The 16,983-nt window shown below is 70.8% G+C and carries 16 protein-coding genes; 5 read left to right on the forward strand and 11 right to left on the reverse strand.

What is annotated here, in order from left to right; genetic code table 11:
• Positions 1-16 precede the first annotated feature (16 nt).
• The 3 genes from AB0F17_RS29025 to AB0F17_RS29035 are packed head-to-tail and all read right to left on the reverse strand — an operon-like array spanning position 17 to position 3,375.
• Positions 17-688, reverse strand: a complete 672-nt coding sequence (locus AB0F17_RS29025) for a pentapeptide repeat-containing protein (protein ID WP_358028952.1) — start codon at positions 686-688, stop codon at positions 17-19.
• Between the two features lie 4 nt (positions 689-692).
• The gene (locus tag AB0F17_RS29030) at positions 693-2,171 is read right to left on the reverse strand and encodes a glycoside hydrolase family 3 N-terminal domain-containing protein (RefSeq protein WP_358028954.1); all 1,479 of its coding nucleotides are present in this window, start codon (positions 2,169-2,171) and stop codon (positions 693-695) included.
• Positions 2,172-2,223: 52 nt separating this feature from the next.
• Entirely contained in the window at positions 2,224-3,375 is a 1,152-nt protein-coding gene (locus AB0F17_RS29035) for an acetyl-CoA C-acetyltransferase (protein WP_358028956.1), read from the reverse strand.
• A gap of 98 nt (positions 3,376-3,473) precedes the next feature.
• Between AB0F17_RS29035 and AB0F17_RS29040 the strand changes: the two genes are divergently transcribed.
• Both AB0F17_RS29040 and AB0F17_RS29045 read left to right on the forward strand, forming a co-directional pair.
• A complete protein-coding gene (locus tag AB0F17_RS29040; RefSeq protein WP_214643022.1) occupies positions 3,474-4,145 on the forward strand; it encodes a TetR/AcrR family transcriptional regulator in 672 nt (223 codons plus the stop codon).
• Positions 4,142-4,822 (forward strand): DNA alkylation repair protein, encoded by a 681-nt coding sequence (locus tag AB0F17_RS29045; RefSeq protein ID WP_358028958.1) that lies wholly within the window; start codon positions 4,142-4,144, stop codon positions 4,820-4,822. The genes AB0F17_RS29040 and AB0F17_RS29045 overlap by 4 nt, the downstream gene beginning before the upstream one ends.
• A 19-nt stretch (positions 4,823-4,841) precedes the next feature.
• Here the strand turns inward: AB0F17_RS29045 and AB0F17_RS29050 are convergent, their stop codons facing one another.
• Positions 4,842-5,681 carry a LysR family transcriptional regulator gene (locus AB0F17_RS29050; protein WP_358029251.1) on the reverse strand — a complete coding sequence of 280 codons (840 nt, stop codon included), beginning with the start codon at positions 5,679-5,681 and terminating at the stop codon, positions 4,842-4,844.
• Between the two features lie 88 nt (positions 5,682-5,769).
• Here AB0F17_RS29050 and metE point away from each other — a divergent pair, with 88 nt between their 5' ends.
• Complete coding sequence (metE, locus tag AB0F17_RS29055) at positions 5,770-7,929, forward strand: 5-methyltetrahydropteroyltriglutamate--homocysteine S-methyltransferase (protein WP_358028961.1); 2,160 nt, start codon at positions 5,770-5,772, stop codon at positions 7,927-7,929.
• Between the two features lie 28 nt (positions 7,930-7,957).
• Here the strand turns inward: metE and AB0F17_RS29060 are convergent, their stop codons facing one another.
• The 6 genes from AB0F17_RS29060 to AB0F17_RS29085 are packed head-to-tail and all read right to left on the reverse strand — an operon-like array spanning position 7,958 to position 13,688.
• Positions 7,958-8,803, reverse strand: a complete 846-nt coding sequence (locus AB0F17_RS29060; RefSeq protein WP_358028963.1) for a phosphotransferase — start codon at positions 8,801-8,803, stop codon at positions 7,958-7,960.
• Between the two features lie 44 nt (positions 8,804-8,847).
• Complete coding sequence (locus AB0F17_RS29065; RefSeq protein ID WP_358028965.1) at positions 8,848-9,765, reverse strand: carbohydrate ABC transporter permease; 918 nt, start codon at positions 9,763-9,765, stop codon at positions 8,848-8,850.
• A complete protein-coding gene (locus tag AB0F17_RS29070) occupies positions 9,765-10,679 on the reverse strand; it encodes a sugar ABC transporter permease (protein ID WP_358028967.1) in 915 nt (304 codons plus the stop codon). The genes AB0F17_RS29065 and AB0F17_RS29070 overlap by 1 nt, the downstream gene beginning before the upstream one ends.
• Entirely contained in the window at positions 10,679-12,088 is a 1,410-nt protein-coding gene (gene ngcE / locus AB0F17_RS29075; protein ID WP_358028972.1) for an N-acetylglucosamine/diacetylchitobiose ABC transporter substrate-binding protein, read from the reverse strand. The genes AB0F17_RS29070 and ngcE overlap by 1 nt, the downstream gene beginning before the upstream one ends.
• A 19-nt stretch (positions 12,089-12,107) precedes the next feature.
• On the reverse strand, positions 12,108-12,842 hold the full coding sequence (locus tag AB0F17_RS29080) for an SIS domain-containing protein (protein ID WP_358028975.1): 735 nt from the start codon (positions 12,840-12,842) through the stop codon (positions 12,108-12,110).
• Positions 12,843-13,688: a MurR/RpiR family transcriptional regulator gene (locus tag AB0F17_RS29085; protein ID WP_358028978.1), complete on the reverse strand. Its 846-nt coding sequence runs from the start codon at positions 13,686-13,688 to the stop codon at positions 12,843-12,845. It lies immediately after the preceding gene.
• 103 nt (positions 13,689-13,791) lie between these two features.
• Here AB0F17_RS29085 and AB0F17_RS29090 point away from each other — a divergent pair, with 103 nt between their 5' ends.
• Positions 13,792-14,736: a BadF/BadG/BcrA/BcrD ATPase family protein gene (locus AB0F17_RS29090; protein WP_358028981.1), complete on the forward strand. Its 945-nt coding sequence runs from the start codon at positions 13,792-13,794 to the stop codon at positions 14,734-14,736.
• Positions 14,737-14,770: 34 nt separating this feature from the next.
• Here the strand turns inward: AB0F17_RS29090 and AB0F17_RS29095 are convergent, their stop codons facing one another.
• Positions 14,771-15,841 (reverse strand): acetyl-CoA acetyltransferase, encoded by a 1,071-nt coding sequence (locus tag AB0F17_RS29095; RefSeq protein WP_358028984.1) that lies wholly within the window; start codon positions 15,839-15,841, stop codon positions 14,771-14,773.
• Between the two features lie 284 nt (positions 15,842-16,125).
• Here AB0F17_RS29095 and AB0F17_RS29100 point away from each other — a divergent pair, with 284 nt between their 5' ends.
• The gene (locus AB0F17_RS29100; RefSeq protein WP_358028987.1) at positions 16,126-16,974 is read left to right on the forward strand and encodes a LysR family transcriptional regulator; all 849 of its coding nucleotides are present in this window, start codon (positions 16,126-16,128) and stop codon (positions 16,972-16,974) included.
• The last annotated feature ends 9 nt before the right edge of the window (positions 16,975-16,983 follow it).

The following is a 16,983-nucleotide window of genomic DNA, read 5'->3' on the forward strand; positions in this document are numbered from 1 at the left end:
CACCACCGTGAAGCGCTCAGAGCACGGTGATGCCGCGGGCGGCCAGGATGGCCGCCGCCTGGGCCTGGTTGATGATCGCTCCCTCGTACGCCCGCAGCTTGGCGTCGTCGGGCTCGCCCAGGTCGGCGCCGCGCAGATCGGCCTTGGCAAACTTGGTCTGGAGCAGCTTGGTCCCGCGCAACCGGCAGTCGCTGAACGTCGCCTCGGTGAAGTCGCAGCCCGACAGGTCGGCGTCGTCGAAGCGGACGCCCTCGATGAACTCCCCGCGCAGCGAGCAGCCGCCGAGGTTGGCCATGGTCAGGTTGGACCGGGAGACCTTGAAGCCGGTGCCCCGCGCCCCGGTGAGCGAGGCGCCGATCATGCGGCACCCGGTGAAGGTCACGTCGGTCACCAGCGCCCCGCCGAACTGCGCGGAGGACAGGTCGACGTCGGTGAACGCCACGTCGATGAGCTCGGCGTCGTTGAACCTGATCCGCATCCCGCCACCGCCCGAGAACACCGCGCTGTCGAGGTCGGCCCGGCGGAAGTCGGCCTGGTCCAGCACGCACGACTCGAAGCGCGCGTAGGCCAGCGGCGCCCGCCGGAGGTCGGCCTCGGTCAGGTCGCAGTTGCGGAAGACGTGGGTCTCGTCCGGGGCAAGCCGGTCGGTCAGCGTGGTGTGGGAGAGGTCCTCGTCTTCGAAGTTCACGGTGTCAAAGGGTACCGGTGATCACCTCGGCGGCGGCCTGTCCGCAGACCCGGGCCGAGCCGTACGTGGCGATGTGCACGGCGCCCAGGTCGGAGCGGGCGGGCAGGCCCATCTCGACCACCACGATGTCGGGACGGGCGCTGAGCAGGTGCCGTAACGCCTCGCTCTGCCAGGGGTGGCGGTGCGCGTCGCGGACCACGACGACGAGGGGGCGTCCGTCGGCGCCGGCGATGAGCCGCTCGATCGCGGCCCCGGTCGCCTCGCCGGCCGTCAGCCGGGTCACGGCGGTGCTGGGCAGCAGCCTGCCCAGCGGCTCGCCGACCCCCCAGGGGGTGCCCTTGTCGATGGCCAGGTTCATCTCGGGGGTCAGCTCCACCACGTGGGGCGCGGCGGTCAGCGGCAGGATGGGGGCGTTCGTGCGGCGGGTGACCCTGATCGCGCGGCGGGCCGCGGTGAGGCCGAGGTAGCCGTCCTCGGGCACCGGGGCGCCGGCGGAGGCGGTCCAGGCGGCCAGCTCGCCGACCCGGCGCGCGGCGTCGGCCAGGCGTTCCTCCGGCAGCAGCCCGTCGTGTACGGCCTGGGCGATGACCTGGCGTACCTCGACGGCGGTCGCCTCGCCGGCGTGCTCCCCGCCGACGCAGATGGCGTCGGCTCCGGCGGCGATCGCCCGTGCGGCGGCGCCCCCGATGCCGTACGGCCCGGAGACGGCGGCCATCTCGATGGCATCGGTGATGATCAGGCCGTCGAAGCCCAGTTCCTCACGGAGCAGCCCCGTGAGGACCTTGGGGCTCAGCGTGGCGGGCAGGACGGCGTCGTAGGCGGGCACCAGCAGGTGGCCCGTCATGACGGCCTTGACGCCCTCCCTGATCGCGGCGCGGAAAGGGCCCAGCGCGGATTCGATCCCGTCGGTGGCGACCATGGGCATGCCGTGGTGGGAGTCCATCGAGGTGTCGCCGTGGCCGGGGAAGTGCTTGGCGCAGGCGGCCACCCCGGCGGACTGCAGGCCGCGGACGAACGCCCGGGTGTGCCGGGCGACCAGGGCGGCGTCGGCGCCGAAGGAGCGCAGGCCGATGACCGGGTTGTCGGGGTTGGAGTTCACGTCGGCCGAGGGGGCGAAGTCGATGGTGATGCCCGCGGCGGCCAGCTCGCCGCCGAGGTCCCTGGCCAGGGCCTCGGTCAGCGTCACGTCGTCCACGACGCCGAGCGCGTGGGCGCCGGGACGGCTGCTGCCGGTGGCGACCTCCAGCCTGGTCACCTCGCCCGACTCCTCGTCGGTGCCGACCAGCACGGCCGGGTTCTCCGCGCGCAGGGCGGCGGTCAGCTCGGCGACCTGGGCCGCTCCCGTGATGTTGCGGGAGAACAGCACCACCCCGGCCAGCCCCTCCCCCAGCCGGCGGCGGACCCAGTCGGGCGGGGTCCGCCCCTCGAATCCGGGCAGGAGTACGGCATCGGCGAGGCGCAGCAGGTCACCGCTCTTGAGCATGACCCGCAATCTAATAGGAAAGTTTCCTATTTGCTAGTGGCGTCTTCGGACGTCATAGGCGTTCGATGATGGTGACGTTCGCCTGGCCGCCTCCCTCGCACATCGTCTGCAGGCCGTACCTGCCGCCGGTCCGCTCCAGTTCGTGCAGCAGCTTCACGGCCAGGACCGCGCCGGTCGCGCCGAGCGGGTGACCGAGCGCGATGGCGCCGCCGTTCGGGTTGACCCTGGCGGGGTCGGCGCCGCTCTCCTTCAGCCAGGCGAGCACGACCGAGGCGAACGCCTCATTGATCTCCACGACGTCGATGTCGCCGATCACCATCCCGGCCTTGCGCAGCGCGTGCTCCGTGGCGGGGATCGGCGCCGAGAGCATCATGATCGGGTCGCCGCCGCGTACCGACAGGTGGTGCACGCGGGCGCGCGGGCGCAGCCCATGATCGTGGACGGCGCGCGGCGACGCGATGAGCAGGGCGGCGGCGCCGTCGGAGATCTGCGAGGCCAGGGCCGCGGTGAGGCGCCCGTCGGCGACCAGGGGCTTGAGCCCGGCCATCCTGGCCGGAGTGGTGTCGCGGCGCGGCCCCTCGTCGGCGGTGACGCCCTCGTAGGGGGTGAGCTGGTCGGCGAAGCGGCCGTCGTCGATGGCGGCGATGGCCCGGCGGTGCGATTCGTAGGCGAACGCCTCCATGTCCTGCCGGGAGATGTCCCACTTGGCGGCGATCTGTTCGGCTCCGGTGAACTGGGAGACCTCCTGCGCTCCGTACCGGGAGAGCCAGCCCTTGGAGCCGCCGAAGGGGGTGTCGTGGCCGAGGGCGCGCCCGGCGAGCATCGCCGAGGAGATGGGGATCATGCTCATGTTCTGTACGCCGCCCGCCACCACGAGATCGCTCGTGCCCGACAGCACGGCCTGGGCGGCGAAGTGCAGCGCCTGCTGGGAGGAACCGCACTGGCGGTCGATCGTGACGCCGGGCACCTCCTCCGGCAGCCCGGCGGCCAGCCAGCAGGTGCGGGCGATGTCTCCGGCCTGCGGTCCGATGGTGTCGACGCAGCCGAACACCACGTCCTCGACGGCCGCCGGATCGGCGCCCGTGCGGGTCATCAGCTCTTCGAGTACGCGCGCGCCGAGGTCGGCGGGGTGGGCCCGGGCGAGGCCGCCGTTCTTGCGCCCGACCGGGGTCCTGACCGCGCCGACGATGTATGCCTCGTTCACTCCCGCATCGTAGCAAGCGCTTGGTCGCATGCGGAACGCCGGGTGAGCTGGGCGGGTTCGGTGAACAAGCGATTGTCTGAGGGCTCATAATGGAAGACGTGACAACGCGAAAGAACTCCGGGCAGAGCACGACCGCCCCGGCGAAGCGTCAGCGCGCGACATCGTCGGGGCCGGCGTCGGAGCGCCGTGACCACCTCGTCAAGCTCGCCGCGGAACTCTTCGCCCGCAAGGGATTCCAGGCCACGACCGTACGCGAGATCGCCGATGAGGCGGGCATCCTCTCGGGAAGTCTCTATCATCATTTCGACTCCAAGGAGACGATCGTCGACGAGGTGCTCTCCACCTTCCTCGACGACCTGGTCGCCCGCTACCGCACGGCGATCGGCTCGGGCGCGGACCCGCGCTCGATCCTGTCGGAGATGGTGCGGATCGGTTTCGGCACGCTGGAGCCGCACCGCGCCGCGATCACCGTGATGCAGAACGACTGGAACTATCTGCGGCAGTTCGAGCGGTTCAACTACCTGGTCAAAGCCGAGGACGAGGTCGAGCAGATCTGGGTCGCGCAGATCAAGGCGGGCCAGGCGGCCGGGCAGTTCCGCGCCGACGTCGACCCGAAGCTCACCTACCGGATGATCCGCGACACGATCTGGGTGGCGGTGCGCTGGTTCCGCCCCGGCGGCCGGCTCAACACGACCGGCCTGGCCGAGCACTACATCACCGTGCTCTTCGACGGCCTGGCCACGGGTGAGCGGACCACTCAGCAGGCATGAGCCTTGGTACGGCGGTGCGAAGAGCACTGCGAGAGGCGGCGGAGCCCGCGAAGGCCGCCACGATGCGGGCGTACATGAAGTCCGACATGCCGTTCCTCGGCGTCCAGGCGGTGCGGAGACGGGCCGCGCTGCGGCGGGTGTTCGCGGAGCACCGCATCGGCACGGCGCCGGAGTGGCGCCGGGCGGTGCTCGACCTGTGGCGTGCGGCCGAATACCGCGAGGAGCGCTATGCGGCGATCGAGCTGACCGGCTATCACCTCTACCGGGAGTTCCAGACGCTCTACACGCTGCCGATGTACGAGGAGATGATCGTCAGCGGCGCCTGGTGGGACCTGGTCGACGAGCTGGCCACGCACCGGATCGGCGGCCTGCTCACCGCGTTCCCCGACTCGATGCGCCCGCTCATGCTGGACTGGGCGCGCGACGGCGACCTGTGGAAACGCCGCACCGCGATCCTGTCCCAGAACAGGTTCAAGGCCCGCACCGACACGGCGCTGCTCTACGCCTGCATCGAGCCGAGCCTGTCGGACAACGACTTCTTCGCCCGCAAGGCGATCGGCTGGGCGCTGCGCGAATACGCCAAGACCAACCCGGCCGAGGTCATCCGCTATGTGCGGACCAAGGGCATCTCGGGTCTGAGCCGCCGCGAGGCGCTGCGCAACCTACCCACTACGTAGTCCAACCTACGTAGTCCACCTACCTGGTCCACAGAGCATCCTGTACGGCCTGCACCAGGGCCATCAGCTCCGGCGTGACGCGCTCCCTCGCCCACGCCAGCGCGTACGTGATGCGCAGGTCACCCGCGTCGAGCGGGACGAACCTCAGATCGTCGCGGCGGATCGTCCTGGCCAGCAGTTGCGGGATCGGCAGCACCCCGGCCCCCGCCGCGACCAGGTCGAGCGCGGCGGCGAAGTCGTCGTCGGCCACCATGCGCGAGCGCCCCGGCAGCCCGGCCCACGCCCGGCTGCCCGGCGTGAGCAGCACCTGCCCGGCGAGGTCACCGGGGACGACCTTGACCCTCGGCTCCAGTGCGTGCCCGAGCGGCACCGCGAGCTGGTCCACGGAGACGTGGAACCTGGCGGCGGTGACGAACCGCGCCGGGGCGGGCGTGGTGAGGATCGCCGCCGACACCTCCCCCCGATCCAGCGCGCCGGACGCCACCCCGCGTCCGGCGACGGTGAGCTCCACGCCGATGGCCGGGGTACGGCCCGCCAGCCGCCGGGCGACCCGGGCCGCCAGCGCACCGACGAGCGGTGGATAAGCGAGATGAATGGTCGGCCGAGCCAGCCGGGCCGCCTCGGCCGCGAACGCGGTGGCGGCGGCCAGCAGCTCGTCGGCGTGCGGGAGCAGGGCCTTGCCCTCGGCGGTGAGCCGCACCGCGCGGGCGGTCCGGTCGAACAGCCTGGTCCCGGTGGCCCGCTCCAACCTGGTGATGGCCTGGCTCATGGCGGGCTGGGACATGCCCAGGTCCGCGGCGGCCACCGAGAAGCTGAGCCGGGCGGCCACGCGGGCGAAGCACTGGACCTCCTTGAGCATAAGCAGCACGAATACAGGATGCACCAGGGATGGCGGGTGTGGTGAATTCTCCGCGTTCGATCACGTCGTTTATGCAGGGAGCAACCTGATGCCGTCATTTCCCCGATCCACCGTGCTCGGATATCCGCGGATCGGCCCGCGAAGGGAGCTGAAGCGGGCGCTGGAGTCGTACTGGGACGGCCGCTCGACCCGCGCGGAGCTGGAGGAGACGGGCGCCGAGCTGCGGGAGCGGACCTGGCGGCGGCTCGCCGAGCTGGGCCTGGCCGGGCTGCCGTCCAACACCTTCTCGCTCTATGACCAGGTGCTGGACACGGCCGTGCTGCTCGGCGCGGTGCCCCGGCGCTACCAGGAGGCCGAGGACCCTTATTTCGCGATGGCCCGAGGCACCGCCGGGCTGGCGCCGCTGCGGATGACGAAGTGGTTCGACACGAACTACCACTACATCGTGCCGGAGGTCGACGCCGAGACCGTGTTCAAGCTCGACGCCGCCAAGCCGCTGGCCGAGCTGCGGCAGGCTCGGGAGCTGGGCTTCGAGACGCGGCCCGTGGTGATAGGTCCGGTGACGTTCCTGCTGCTGGCCGGCGCGCTGGAGCGGCTGGATGAGGTGCTCGGCTGCTACGAGGAGCTGCTGGCGCTCCTGGCGGCCGAGGGCGTGGAGTGGGTGCAGCTCGACGAGCCCGCGCTGGTGGCCGATCGGACGCCTGAGGAGCTGGCCGCCGTCACGGCCGCCTACGAGCGGCTCGGGTCCGCTCCGTCGCGCCCGGGGCTGTTCGTCGCCTCCTACTTCGGCGATCTGGGCGAGGCGCTGCCCGTCCTGGCCGCGACGCCGGTGGAGGCGATCGGGGTGGACCTGGTGCGCGGCGGCGTGGACCGGCTCGCGGCGCTGGCGGGCAAGACCGTGGTGGCGGGCGTGGTGTCCGGGCGGGACGTGTGGCGTACCGCTCCGGGGCGGGCGCTGAGCCTGCTGCGCGCGGTGCGGGAGCACGCGGCGGACGTGGTGGTCAGCACGTCGTGCTCGCTCCTGCACGTGCCGTACGACGTGGCGGGGGAAGACGGGCTCGACCCGGCGTTGCGGGCGCGGCTGGCCTTCGCCGAGCAGAAGGTGGCCGAGGTGGTCGAGCTGGCGCGCGCCGACTTCCGTGGCGCCGAGGCCCCGGCGGCGTCGGTGGCGCTGGCGGACCCGGTCGTGTTCGAGGGGCGCGGGCCCTACGCGGAGCGCGCCGCGGCGCAGGCCGCGCACCTGCGGCTGCCCGCGCTGCCGATCACCACGATCGGGTCGTTCCCGCAGACCGGCGAGCTGCGCGCGGCCCGCGCGGCCGTGGTGGCGGGCACGCTGGACGAGGCCGGCTACGACCGGCGGGTCGAGGCGGAGATCGAGCGGGTCATCCGGCTGCAGGAGCGGCTCGGGCTCGACGTCCTCGTGCACGGCGAGCCCGAGCGCAACGACATGGTCCAATACTTCGCCGAGCACCTCGACGGCTTCGCGGTCACCGGCAACGGCTGGGTCCAGTCGTACGGCTCGCGCTGCACCAGGCCGCCGATCCTGCACGGCGACGTCGGGCGGCCCGCGCCGATCACCGTGCGGTGGGCCCGCCACGCGCAGTCGCTGACGGACAAGCCGGTCAAGGGCATGCTCACCGGACCGGTCACGATCGTCGCCTGGTCGTTCGTCCGTGACGACCTGCCGCTGCGCGACGTCGTGTTCCAGGTGGCCGACGCGGTCAGGGACGAGGTACGCGACCTGGAGGAGGCGGGCGTGCCGATCATCCAGGTGGACGAGCCGGCGCTGCGCGAGCTGCTGCCGCTCAGGCGGGCCTCGCAGGCCGACTACCTGGAGTGGGCCGTGGCCGCTTACCGGAGGGCCACCTCGGGCGCGAGTGACCGCATCCAGATCCACACGCACCTGTGCTATTCGGACGCCGACCAGATACTCGCGGCGATCGACGGGCTGGACGCCGACGTCACCACGATCGAGTCGGCCCGGTCCGGGGCCCGGATCCTGGGGGCGGTGGGGTCCTTCGGGCGCGGGCTCGGGCCCGGCGTCTACGACATCCACTCGCCACGGGTGCCGGGCGAGGCCGAGGTGGAGGGGCTGCTGCGCGAGACGCTGAAGGTGCTGCCCGCCGAGCGGGTCTGGGTGAACCCGGACTGTGGGCTGAAGACCCGTACCTATGAGCAGGTGGAGGCGGCGCTGGCGAACGTGGTCGGCGCGACCAGGCGCCTGCGCGACGAGCTCGACGCCACGTGATCGGCGCTAGGTGATCGGCGCTATGTGATCAGCTGAAGGTCCGGGCGAGGTGGGCCAGGGCGGCGTCGGCGTAGTGGCGCGGGCCGGTGCTCAGGCCGTACGCGAGGTCCTCGATGAGGGCGCATCTGGCGTAGAACAGGGCCCTGGCCCGGTCTGCCTCGTCGAAGTCGCGGTCGTAGTGCGAGACGGTCTGTTCGAAGACCGCGGGACCCAGGTCGCGGTAGATGAGCGCGAAGTCGTGCGCCGGGTCGGTGACGGCGGCGTCGGTCCAGTCGATGACGCCCGTCAGCGTGCTGGTCGCGACGTCGACCAGGAGATGTTCGCCGCCCAGGTCGTTGTGGCAGAAGCGCAGGGAGCGCGGCTCGTCGGGCGGCCTGCCGCGTAAGAACTTCTCCACCAGCGGCCGCTGTTCGTCCGGCACGTGCCGCTCGACGTCGCGGTAGTCGAGCCCGGCGTCCGCCAGCAGGGTGGGCGCCGGGTAGAGGTCGGGCGGCGCCAGCTCGCGCAGCTCTCCCGGCTCGGCGCCGTGCAGGGCGCTGAGCAGGCGGCCCAGCGGGGCGGCCAGCAGCGCGGGGTCCGGCACCGGGTGCAGGTTGACCGGCTCGCCCGGCAGCTTGCGGTAGGCGATCACGCCCTGCTCGTCGTCGGCGAAGACCACCTCGGGCACCGCCACGGTGGCCAGGTCGCGGACCGCGGCCAGCAGCTCGACCTCGCGCCGCGTGGCCACCGGATCGACGGCCCTGCTGCCTCGGACGATCAACTCCCCGTTGACCTCGTACACCTCGTTGTCCAGGCCCTGCCCGGACTCGGTGATGGAGCGCACCTCGATGTCGGGGAGGTGGCGGGCCAGCAACGCGCGGATGTCGCCGATCACACTCCGCAGCTTAGATCCGCCGCGACCGGCGCGCGAGGGGGTATTTACTTGAGCGCTCCCGCGGTCAGCCCCGACTGGATCTGGCGCTGGAAGACCGTGTAGACGACCAGCATGGGCAGGATCGCCAGCGTCAGCGCGGCGAACAGGGCGGACCAGTCCTGGTCGTAGCCGGCGGCCGTCGAGATGTCGGCGATGCCCTGTGTGAGCACCCACTTGTCGCGCTCCTGCAGCAGCACCAGGGGGAGCTGGTACTGGTTCCACTGGCCGAGGATGTTGAAGATCGTGATGCTCACCAGGCCCGGCCTGGCCATGGGCAGCATGATCTGGAAGAAGACGCGGGTGTGCGAGGCGCCGTCGACCATGGCCGCCTCCGCCACCGCCGTGGGCAGCGTACGGAAGAAGGCCGCCAGGAAGAACACGGTGAACGGCATCGAGTAGGCGATGTAGACCAGCACGAGGCCCGCGTGGGTGTTCAGGCCGATGAGCGGGCCGATCAGCGGGACGTTGCCCATGTTCTGCACGACGAAGAACAGCGGCGTCAGCGCCATGTAGACCGGGAAGGCCAGGCCCGACACGAACAGCAGGTAGACGGCCCGGTTGCCGCGAAAGGGATAGCGCGCCAGCACGTACGCGGCCATCGAGCCGACCAGCATCGTGCCGAACACGCTGAAGGTGACCACGATGACGCTGTTGAGCATGTACTGGCCGATGTGCGCCTGCTCCCAGGCCCTGGCGAAGTTGTCCCAGCGCAGGGTGGACGGCAGCGACCAGGCGTCGCCGAAGATCTCGTCCTCGCTCTTGACCGAGGCCAGGAACGTCCACAGGATCGGCACCACCGTGAGCAGGGTCCACAGCAGCAGCGCCACGTGCGACAGGATCGCCATGGGCCCGAGCCGCCTGCGGCTCTCCTGGCGGGCCAGCTTGCGGGAGTTCGCCACCGTCCACGCGGTCGTCGCTGTCATCAGTACTCGATTCGTTCGCGCCGCGTGAGGCGCAGCGAAAGGATCGCGAACCCGACGGTGAAGAAGAACATCACGACGCCCAGGGCCGAGGCGTATCCGAAGCGGAAGTATTGGAAGGCGTTGCGGTAGATCTCGGCCGCCATGACCGTGGTCGACCAGTCGGGGCCGCCGTGCTGGTCGGTCATCACCCACACGATCGCGAACACGTCGAGGGCGATGATGCCGAGATAGACCCAGGCCACCTGGACGGTGTCCCAGAGCAGCGGCAGCGTGATGCGGAAGAACAGGCTCAGCCGCCCGGCGCCGTCGATCTGCGCCGCCTCGAACATGTCGTTCGGGATGGAGGCGAGCCCGGCGGAGAACAGCACCACGTAGAACCCGACCGCCTGCCAGACCATGACGCCGAGCACCGACCAGAACGCGACGTTCGGATCCGACAGGAAGCCGATCGGCCTGGCGCCCAGCGCCATCAGCGGCGCGTTCAGCATGCCGCTGCCGTCCGGCCGGAACACCTGCTGGAACAGCACCGCCACCACCGCGACGGCCAGCACCTGCGGGAAGAAGAACACCACCCGGTAGAACTTGGAACCCCTGATCCCGCCCACGGCCCGCCCGCCGCCGCCCACATTGAGGAGGAAGGCGAAGAACAGCGCGATGACGATCGTGAACAGGGGCAGCAGGACGAGCAGCCCGGCGTTGTGCGTGACCGCCTTCCAGAAGGTCTCATCTCCCAGAAGCCGGCCGAAGTTCTCCAGCCCGATGAAGGTCGGCGTGGCCGTGACGCCGCGCCAGTCCGTCATCGCGATGTAGAACGCCTGGATGTACGGCGAGATCACGTAAACCAGATAGAGGGTCACCGGGGCTGCCAGGAACGCGGTGATGAACAGCCCTCGGCGATACCTGTTGAACAGCATCAGCGCTTGTACTTCTTGATCGAGGAGTCGTTCTTGATCTCGTCGGCCTTCTTCTGCAGGCGCTCCAGGTACTTGTCGGGCGTGAGGCCGCCGGTCATGAGCTGGCCGGTGGCGGCGATGGCCTCGTCCTTGAGCTGGGCGTACCAGGTCTGCCAGCGGTAGTAGACGATGTTCGGGCCGGCGGCGGTGTAGGCCTTGGTCGCGCTCGCGGCGCCCGGCGACAACTGCCGGCCCTCGCCCGCGCCCTTGACCGTCGAGACGGTCTTGACCATCTCGCTGAAGTCGCCCGACGCCTTCTTCGACAGCATGGCGCGCAGGTACTCCATGCCGCCCTGCGGGTTGGCGCCCTTGGCGGGGACGATGAAGTTCTCGCTCGGCTGGCTGTGGAGCGTGCCGTACGGCATCTTGTCGGAGCTGGTGAAGTCGGGGACGGGGAACATGCCGTACTCGAAGTCGGGCGGGGTCGTGGTCTTCTGCTCGTTCTCCAGCCAGGAGCCGGAGGGCAGCATGGCGACCTTGTACTTGTTCTGGGCGGTCTGGGTCTGCACGTGGTCGAGGCCGGCGGTGCCCTCCATGAGGTACTTCGCGCCGATCTCGGCCCAGGCCGTGGCGGAGGTCTTCATGGCCTCGCTCTTCCAGGCGCCGTCCTCGAGGTTGTCGATGTTGACGAGGACCTCGTTGCCGCCGATCTTCGCGGCCATGGTGAGCAGCACTTCGTACAGATATTGCGGGAATTTTCCGGCGTAGGTGAAGGGGGCCATCTTGCCGGACTTTTTGATTGCTTCGTTGAGCTTGAGGAACTCGTCCCAGGTCTTCGGGGGCACCCAGCCGTTGTCCTTGAACGCCTTCTGCGAGTACCAGATGCCGAAGATGTAGTTCACGTAGCCGAGCACGCTGAACGTGCCGTCATAGGTGCCGATGTCGATGACGGCCTGGTCGATGGTGTCCCTGACCTTGGTGCCGGGGTCGTCCCACGAGGGCGCGTCGAGCAGCGGGGTGAGGTCCTGGAGCTGGCCGTCCTGGGCGAGCGCGCCGAAGTCCATGGCGTTGGCGCCCGAGTTGTCGATCACGTCGGGCGGGTTGCCGCCGGCGAACCTCGGCTGGAGGACCTTGGTGATCTCCTTGGTGGCGTTGTGCTTGATCTCCACCTTCGGATACTTCGACTTGAACAGCGGCTGGTGGATGTTCTTGGCGTAGTCCTGGCCGAAACCGCCGTCGAAGATCCACACTTCCAGCGGCTTGCTGTCCGACACGCCGAACGGGTTGGCCGCGCTGGTCGCGACCGGGGCGGCCGACGAGGCCGACGGCTTCGCGGCCGGGGTCGCGCACGCGGCGAGCGCGCCCGCCACGGGGACCAGAGCGGCGCTCCGGAGGAGCTCGCGCCTGGTGAAACGGGGGGTGTTCGGCATTGTCCCTACTCCTGACTGGTCATGCTCCACGTCGGATCCGCCCTGCGTAGCGGCTCTCCAGGGCCTTGTTGTGCTCGTCGCCGCCGGCCACGTTGACCGACAGGTAGATGGGCGGCGTCTCGCCGAGCGCCATGAGCCCGTCCACCGCCTCGGTGACCACCATCTGCGCGAGCAACGCCGAGGTGACCGTCGAGATCGCGCCGTAGCCGCCACCGCCCGGCAGTTCGAGGATCGCGTCCCCGTACGGCGCGCCGTTGTCGAGCACGACGTCGGCCAGGTCGAGCAGCTTGCGGCCCGACGGGTGGCGCGAGGTCATCTGGCTGCTGTGCTTGACCGAGGTCAGCGCGATCAGGGGATGGCCGCGGTCCTTGACGATCGTGGCCAGCTCGACCACGGCGCCGTTGATGCCCGAGCTGGAGATCAGCACGAACACGTCCTGCGGCGCGACGGGCGCCAGCTCATAGATCCGGTGGGCGATCTCCGGATCGCGTTCGAGCTCCGGGGTGAGCACGCTCGGCGGCTGCCCGCCGTACAGGACGAGGTCGCGTGGGGTGAGCCGGTTGCTCGGCACCAGGCCGCCGGCCCGTCCGGCGATCTCCATCGCGATGGCCTCCGAATGCCCGGATCCGAACGCGTTGACCACGCCGCGGGCCCTGAGCGAGGTGACGAGCAGCGCGGCGGCGCGGCGCACCGGCTCCGCCTGCGACTCCACAACCTGGCGTGCCAGCTCCAGGGCCTTCGTTGCGAACGTCATTCAACCTCTCTCCACCCGATGGCTCTCCACGGCACTGATCGTGAGCCCGAACGCCTGGTTCGTACGCTCATAAGTTCGTTGGGCCACCGCCACATACACGACGTCAAGCACGAACAACTGCGAGTGAACAGCCGCCAGCCCCCCGAGCCGGAACGTGGTCTCCCTGCTGGCGGTGGTGAGCACCAGATCGGCCAGCTCGGCCAGCGGCGAGCGGGCGAAGGAGGTGACCGCGACCGTGGTGGCGTCGTGGCTGCCGGCCTCGGCCAGTGCCTCCATGACCTCGCGGGTCCGCCCCCGGTGGCTGATCCCGATCGCGACGTCGCTCGAACCGAGCAGCGCGGCGTCCGACAGCGCGACGTGCGCGTCGCCCGCGCTCCAGCACGGGATGCCGATGCGCCGGAACCGGCCTTCGTACATGGTGGCGACGTTTCCACTGGTGGAGACGCCGACGAGGAGGACCCGCGGCGCGGCGACGATCGCGTCGGCCACCTGGGCGACGATCTCCGAGTCGAGCTGGGCGGCGGTGTCCTGGATGAGCCGGGCGTCGGCCGCGGCCATCACCTCGATCGCCGCGTCGAGCGGGTCGTCGGGCCCGATCTCGTGCCCCACGCCCGCACCCCAGCCCGCCTGCGCGGCCCGGCCGGTCTCGGTGGCCAGCGCCACCCGCAGCTCCGCGTAGCCGGAGAAGCCGAAGGCCCGGCAGAACCTGGTCACGGTCGCGGGCGAGCTGCCCGCGCGCTCGGCCAGCGCGATGATGGTCGACCGGGCCGCCTCGGCGGGATCACCGAGGATCACCTCGCCGACCCGGCGCAACGCCTCCGGCAAACCGGGTAGTTCTGTTTCCACACGCCCGAGGGCACCTGAAGTCACGAATATTCCTTCCGGATACCCGGTCTTCCGCCGAAAATTATTCTTGCTTCTCCGTTGAGTCAAGTCCCACAATCGGACCGTGACCAATTCGCTCGTCATCGGAGTCGACGCCGGGGCCACCTCCACCCGCGTCGCGGTGCACGCACTCGACGGCACCCGCGTCGGTTATGCCAGGGCGGGTGCGGGCAATCCGAGCGCCCACGGCCTGGTCAGTGCGGTGGCCGCGATCGACGACGCGCTCGGCCGGGCGCTGGCCGGGCTGGACGCGTCGTCGGTCGCCGCCTCGCTGTCCGGAGTCTCCGGGGTCGTCGACGCGATGGAGCCGGAGCTGGGCAAGGTGTGGGCGGGGCACGGCATCGCCTCGGGGCCGCGTCTCATGGGCGACGTGGTGATCGCGTATGTCGCGGGCTCGCCCGAGCCGGACGGCTCGCTGCTGCTCTCGGGGACGGGGGCGGTGGCGGCCAGGATCGCCGGCTACGAGCTGGACGCGATCGCCGACGGGCTGGGGTGGTTGCTGGCGGACGCGGGGTCGGGCTTCTGGATCGGGCGCGCGGGCGCCAAGGCTGTCATCGCCGCGCTGGATCGCGGCGCGTCGGGAGGTGTGCTGGTCGAGCTCGTCGTGGAGCACTTCCTGGGGGCTGAGCGCGGACCGACGCCGCGTAAAGAGGCCGATCGGATCGTCCGGCTCGCGCAGTCCGACCACATGCGCCTGGCCGCCCTGTCGGCGCTGGTCAGCCAGGCCGCCGAAGCGGGTGACCCGCTCGCGCTCGGCATCACCCGTCAGGCCGCCGAGCACCTGGTCGCCACGGTCCGGCGGGTGCACCGGTCAGGGCCGGTGGTGCTCGCCGGGAGTGTGCTGACGAGCGAAGGGCCGGTAGGGCAGACCGTACGAGAGCTGCTGGGCGGGGAGACCGTGGCCACGGCGCGGGACACGGCGGGGGCGGCGGCCTGGCTGGCGGCGCGCGACCTGCTGCCCGAGGCCGACCGGCGGGCGCCGCACGCGGCGTTCACGCGCAGCCCTTGACCGCGGAACGACGACAGCCAACCGGCCCGGCGGTTCAGCCCACCAGCAGCGCCGCGCTGCCATAGCTGCCGCCGAAGCCCGTCACCAGTGCCACCTCTCGGCCGCCCCGTACTTCCCGGACGGCCTGTGCCACGTTGTTCAGGCCGTGTACGTAGCCCTCTGACAGCAGGCCGCCGTGCGGGTTGAGCCAGGCGTGCCGGCGTTCCAGGAGGTACGGGCCCAGGTCCTCGCGACGGACCAGGCCGAAGTCCGCCAACTGGCGTGGGACCAGCCATGAATAGGCGTCGTACGGCAGTGCCGTGTCCACGTCGGACGGGCGCATGCCGGACGCCTCCCACAGCATGGGGGCCACGTACTCGGAGAAGATGGCGGTCACGTCCGGGGCCCGGTCCATCGAGGAGCAGCCGGGGCCGCCGCCGCGTACCACGGCCTGGATGCGCGGGCCGCCGAGCACGCCGCTGACCAGCAGCGCGCACGCGCCGTCGGTCTCCTGGCAGCAGTCGACGGTACGGAGTGGCGTGCAGACGTACGGTCTGGCCAGGTAGTCCTCGAACGACAGTGGCTCGCGGCGCAGCGCCCGGGGGTTGGTCTTGGCGTTGTCCCTGGACTGGGCGACGACGGCGTGGAGGTGTTCGGGGCCGAGGCCGGTGTCGTGCAGGTAGCGGGTCGCGGCCAGGGCGAAGAGCGGGATCGGGCCGGCCATGCCGTACGTGAACTGCTCCTGCGGGCCGGTGGAGACGGTGTTCATGCGCTTGCCTGAGCGGCCGTTCAGCGCCCGGTAGATCAGGATATTTCTGGCTAAACCGGCGTGGATCAGCATGGCCGCGTCGCCCAGGATCGAGGCCGCCTGGGTGCCGCCTCCGGCTATGTCGTTGTGCCAGCCCAGGCGGTCGATGTGGAGTGCGCGGGCGACCTGGGTCACGGGGGCCGAGTCGTTCAGGTGGTAGCTCAGCATCGCGTCCACCTCCGCCGGTGAGATGCCCGCGTCGGCGCACGCCGTACGGCAGGCCTCGACCGCCAGGTCCAGCTCGGTGCGGCCGGACTCTCGGGTCAGCGCGGTCATGCCGACACCGGCCACCGCCGCCCTGCCGGCGAAGGGCTGCATGCCCACCTCCTGCCAGGCCCTCACGGACGAATGGACGGACGGGTTCGTTGTCACGGGTGCTGAGTCACTCGCCGGGGCAGGGCGCGATCCACCCCGGCGGGTGACGCATGTGGTGCTCGCCCGACACGCTAACGCGACGGCGGCTCATACACAAGCGCTTGCTCGGCATGAATGCACGGCGGTGTCACCCCGCGGCAACTGAACCCCTTCACAGCAGATAGTCCGTTTTGTAATACGGAGGTGCGATCATCCGATAGCCCATCCCCATCACCCCGAGGTGAGCGATGGATCTACGCCACGTACGCAACGCGATCACCATCGCCCGCGCGGGCAGCCTGCGCCGCGCCTCCGCCGTGCTCCACCTCGCCCAGCCCACCCTGTCCGAGCAGCTCAGGGCGCTGGAGAAGGAGATCGGCGTGGAGTTGTTCACCCGCTCGTCCAGCGGGATGCGGCTCACCGAGGCGGGTGAGGTGTTCCTGGCCCAGGCCACGGTGGCGGTCGACGCCTTCGAACGGGCCGTGACCGCCGCCCGGGGCAAGGGGCAGACGGTACGCCTGGGGGTCGCCGACGGACTGGGGGACGTGGTGGCCCGTCTCCTGTCGCAGGTTCAGGGCGCGCGGTTGCGGGTGGCGCCCATGTGCACGGCCGAGCAGATCATCTCCATCATGGACGGAACCCTTCAGGCCGGGCTGGGGTACGCTCCCGGCTCGCTGCCCAGGGGTGTGGCCCGCATGCTCGTCCAGCGGGCCCCCGTACTCGCGCTGCTCCCCCGCGATCACCGGCTGGCCTCGTCCGGGAGGCTGCGGCTCGCCGATCTGGCGACGGAGCCGCTCGTCATGCCGGAGTCGGACGCGGTGGCGGGCGCGCGCCGGTTCCTTGAGGGGTTCGTCCGGCTCGGCCTGCATCCTCGCCTCGGGCCCGGGGCGGCCACCCACGACGCGGCCGTCGCCCTGGTCGAGTCGGGCGCCGGCTACACGCTCTGCGTGCGCGGCGGTCTGCCCGTGCCGGAACGCCTCATGTTCATCCCCGTCGCCGAAGAGGTCCCGCCCCTTGAGGTGGTGTTCCTCTGGAACCGTCAGGCCGACGTGGACGACCTGGTGCACGCGGCCCGGCATCTCGCGCGATCTGGATAGCGCTATTAT

This window comes from Nonomuraea sp. NPDC026600 (assembly GCF_040638335.1).
Classification (GTDB): domain Bacteria; phylum Actinomycetota; class Actinomycetes; order Streptosporangiales; family Streptosporangiaceae; genus Nonomuraea.

What these genes read in the sequence shown, in the direction of transcription:
- AB0F17_RS29030 (WP_358028954.1), bottom strand. Translation starts at nt 2,171, where the DNA reads ATGCTCAAGAGCGGTGACCTGCTGCGCCTCGCCGATGCCGTACTCCTG.
- AB0F17_RS29045 (WP_358028958.1), top strand. Translation starts at nt 4,142, where the DNA reads ATGAGCCTTGGTACGGCGGTGCGAAGAGCACTGCGAGAGGCGGCGGAG.
- AB0F17_RS29050 (WP_358029251.1), bottom strand. Translation starts at nt 5,681, where the DNA reads ATGCTCAAGGAGGTCCAGTGCTTCGCCCGCGTGGCCGCCCGGCTCAGC.
- metE (WP_358028961.1), top strand. Translation starts at nt 5,770, where the DNA reads ATGCCGTCATTTCCCCGATCCACCGTGCTCGGATATCCGCGGATCGGC.
- AB0F17_RS29065 (WP_358028965.1), bottom strand. Translation starts at nt 9,765, where the DNA reads ATGACAGCGACGACCGCGTGGACGGTGGCGAACTCCCGCAAGCTGGCC.
- AB0F17_RS29070 (WP_358028967.1), bottom strand. Translation starts at nt 10,679, where the DNA reads ATGCTGTTCAACAGGTATCGCCGAGGGCTGTTCATCACCGCGTTCCTG.
- ngcE (WP_358028972.1), bottom strand. Translation starts at nt 12,088, where the DNA reads ATGCCGAACACCCCCCGTTTCACCAGGCGCGAGCTCCTCCGGAGCGCC.
- AB0F17_RS29080 (WP_358028975.1), bottom strand. Translation starts at nt 12,842, where the DNA reads ATGACGTTCGCAACGAAGGCCCTGGAGCTGGCACGCCAGGTTGTGGAG.
- AB0F17_RS29095 (WP_358028984.1), bottom strand. Translation starts at nt 15,841, where the DNA reads ATGCAGCCCTTCGCCGGCAGGGCGGCGGTGGCCGGTGTCGGCATGACC.
- AB0F17_RS29100 (WP_358028987.1), top strand. Translation starts at nt 16,126, where the DNA reads ATGGATCTACGCCACGTACGCAACGCGATCACCATCGCCCGCGCGGGC.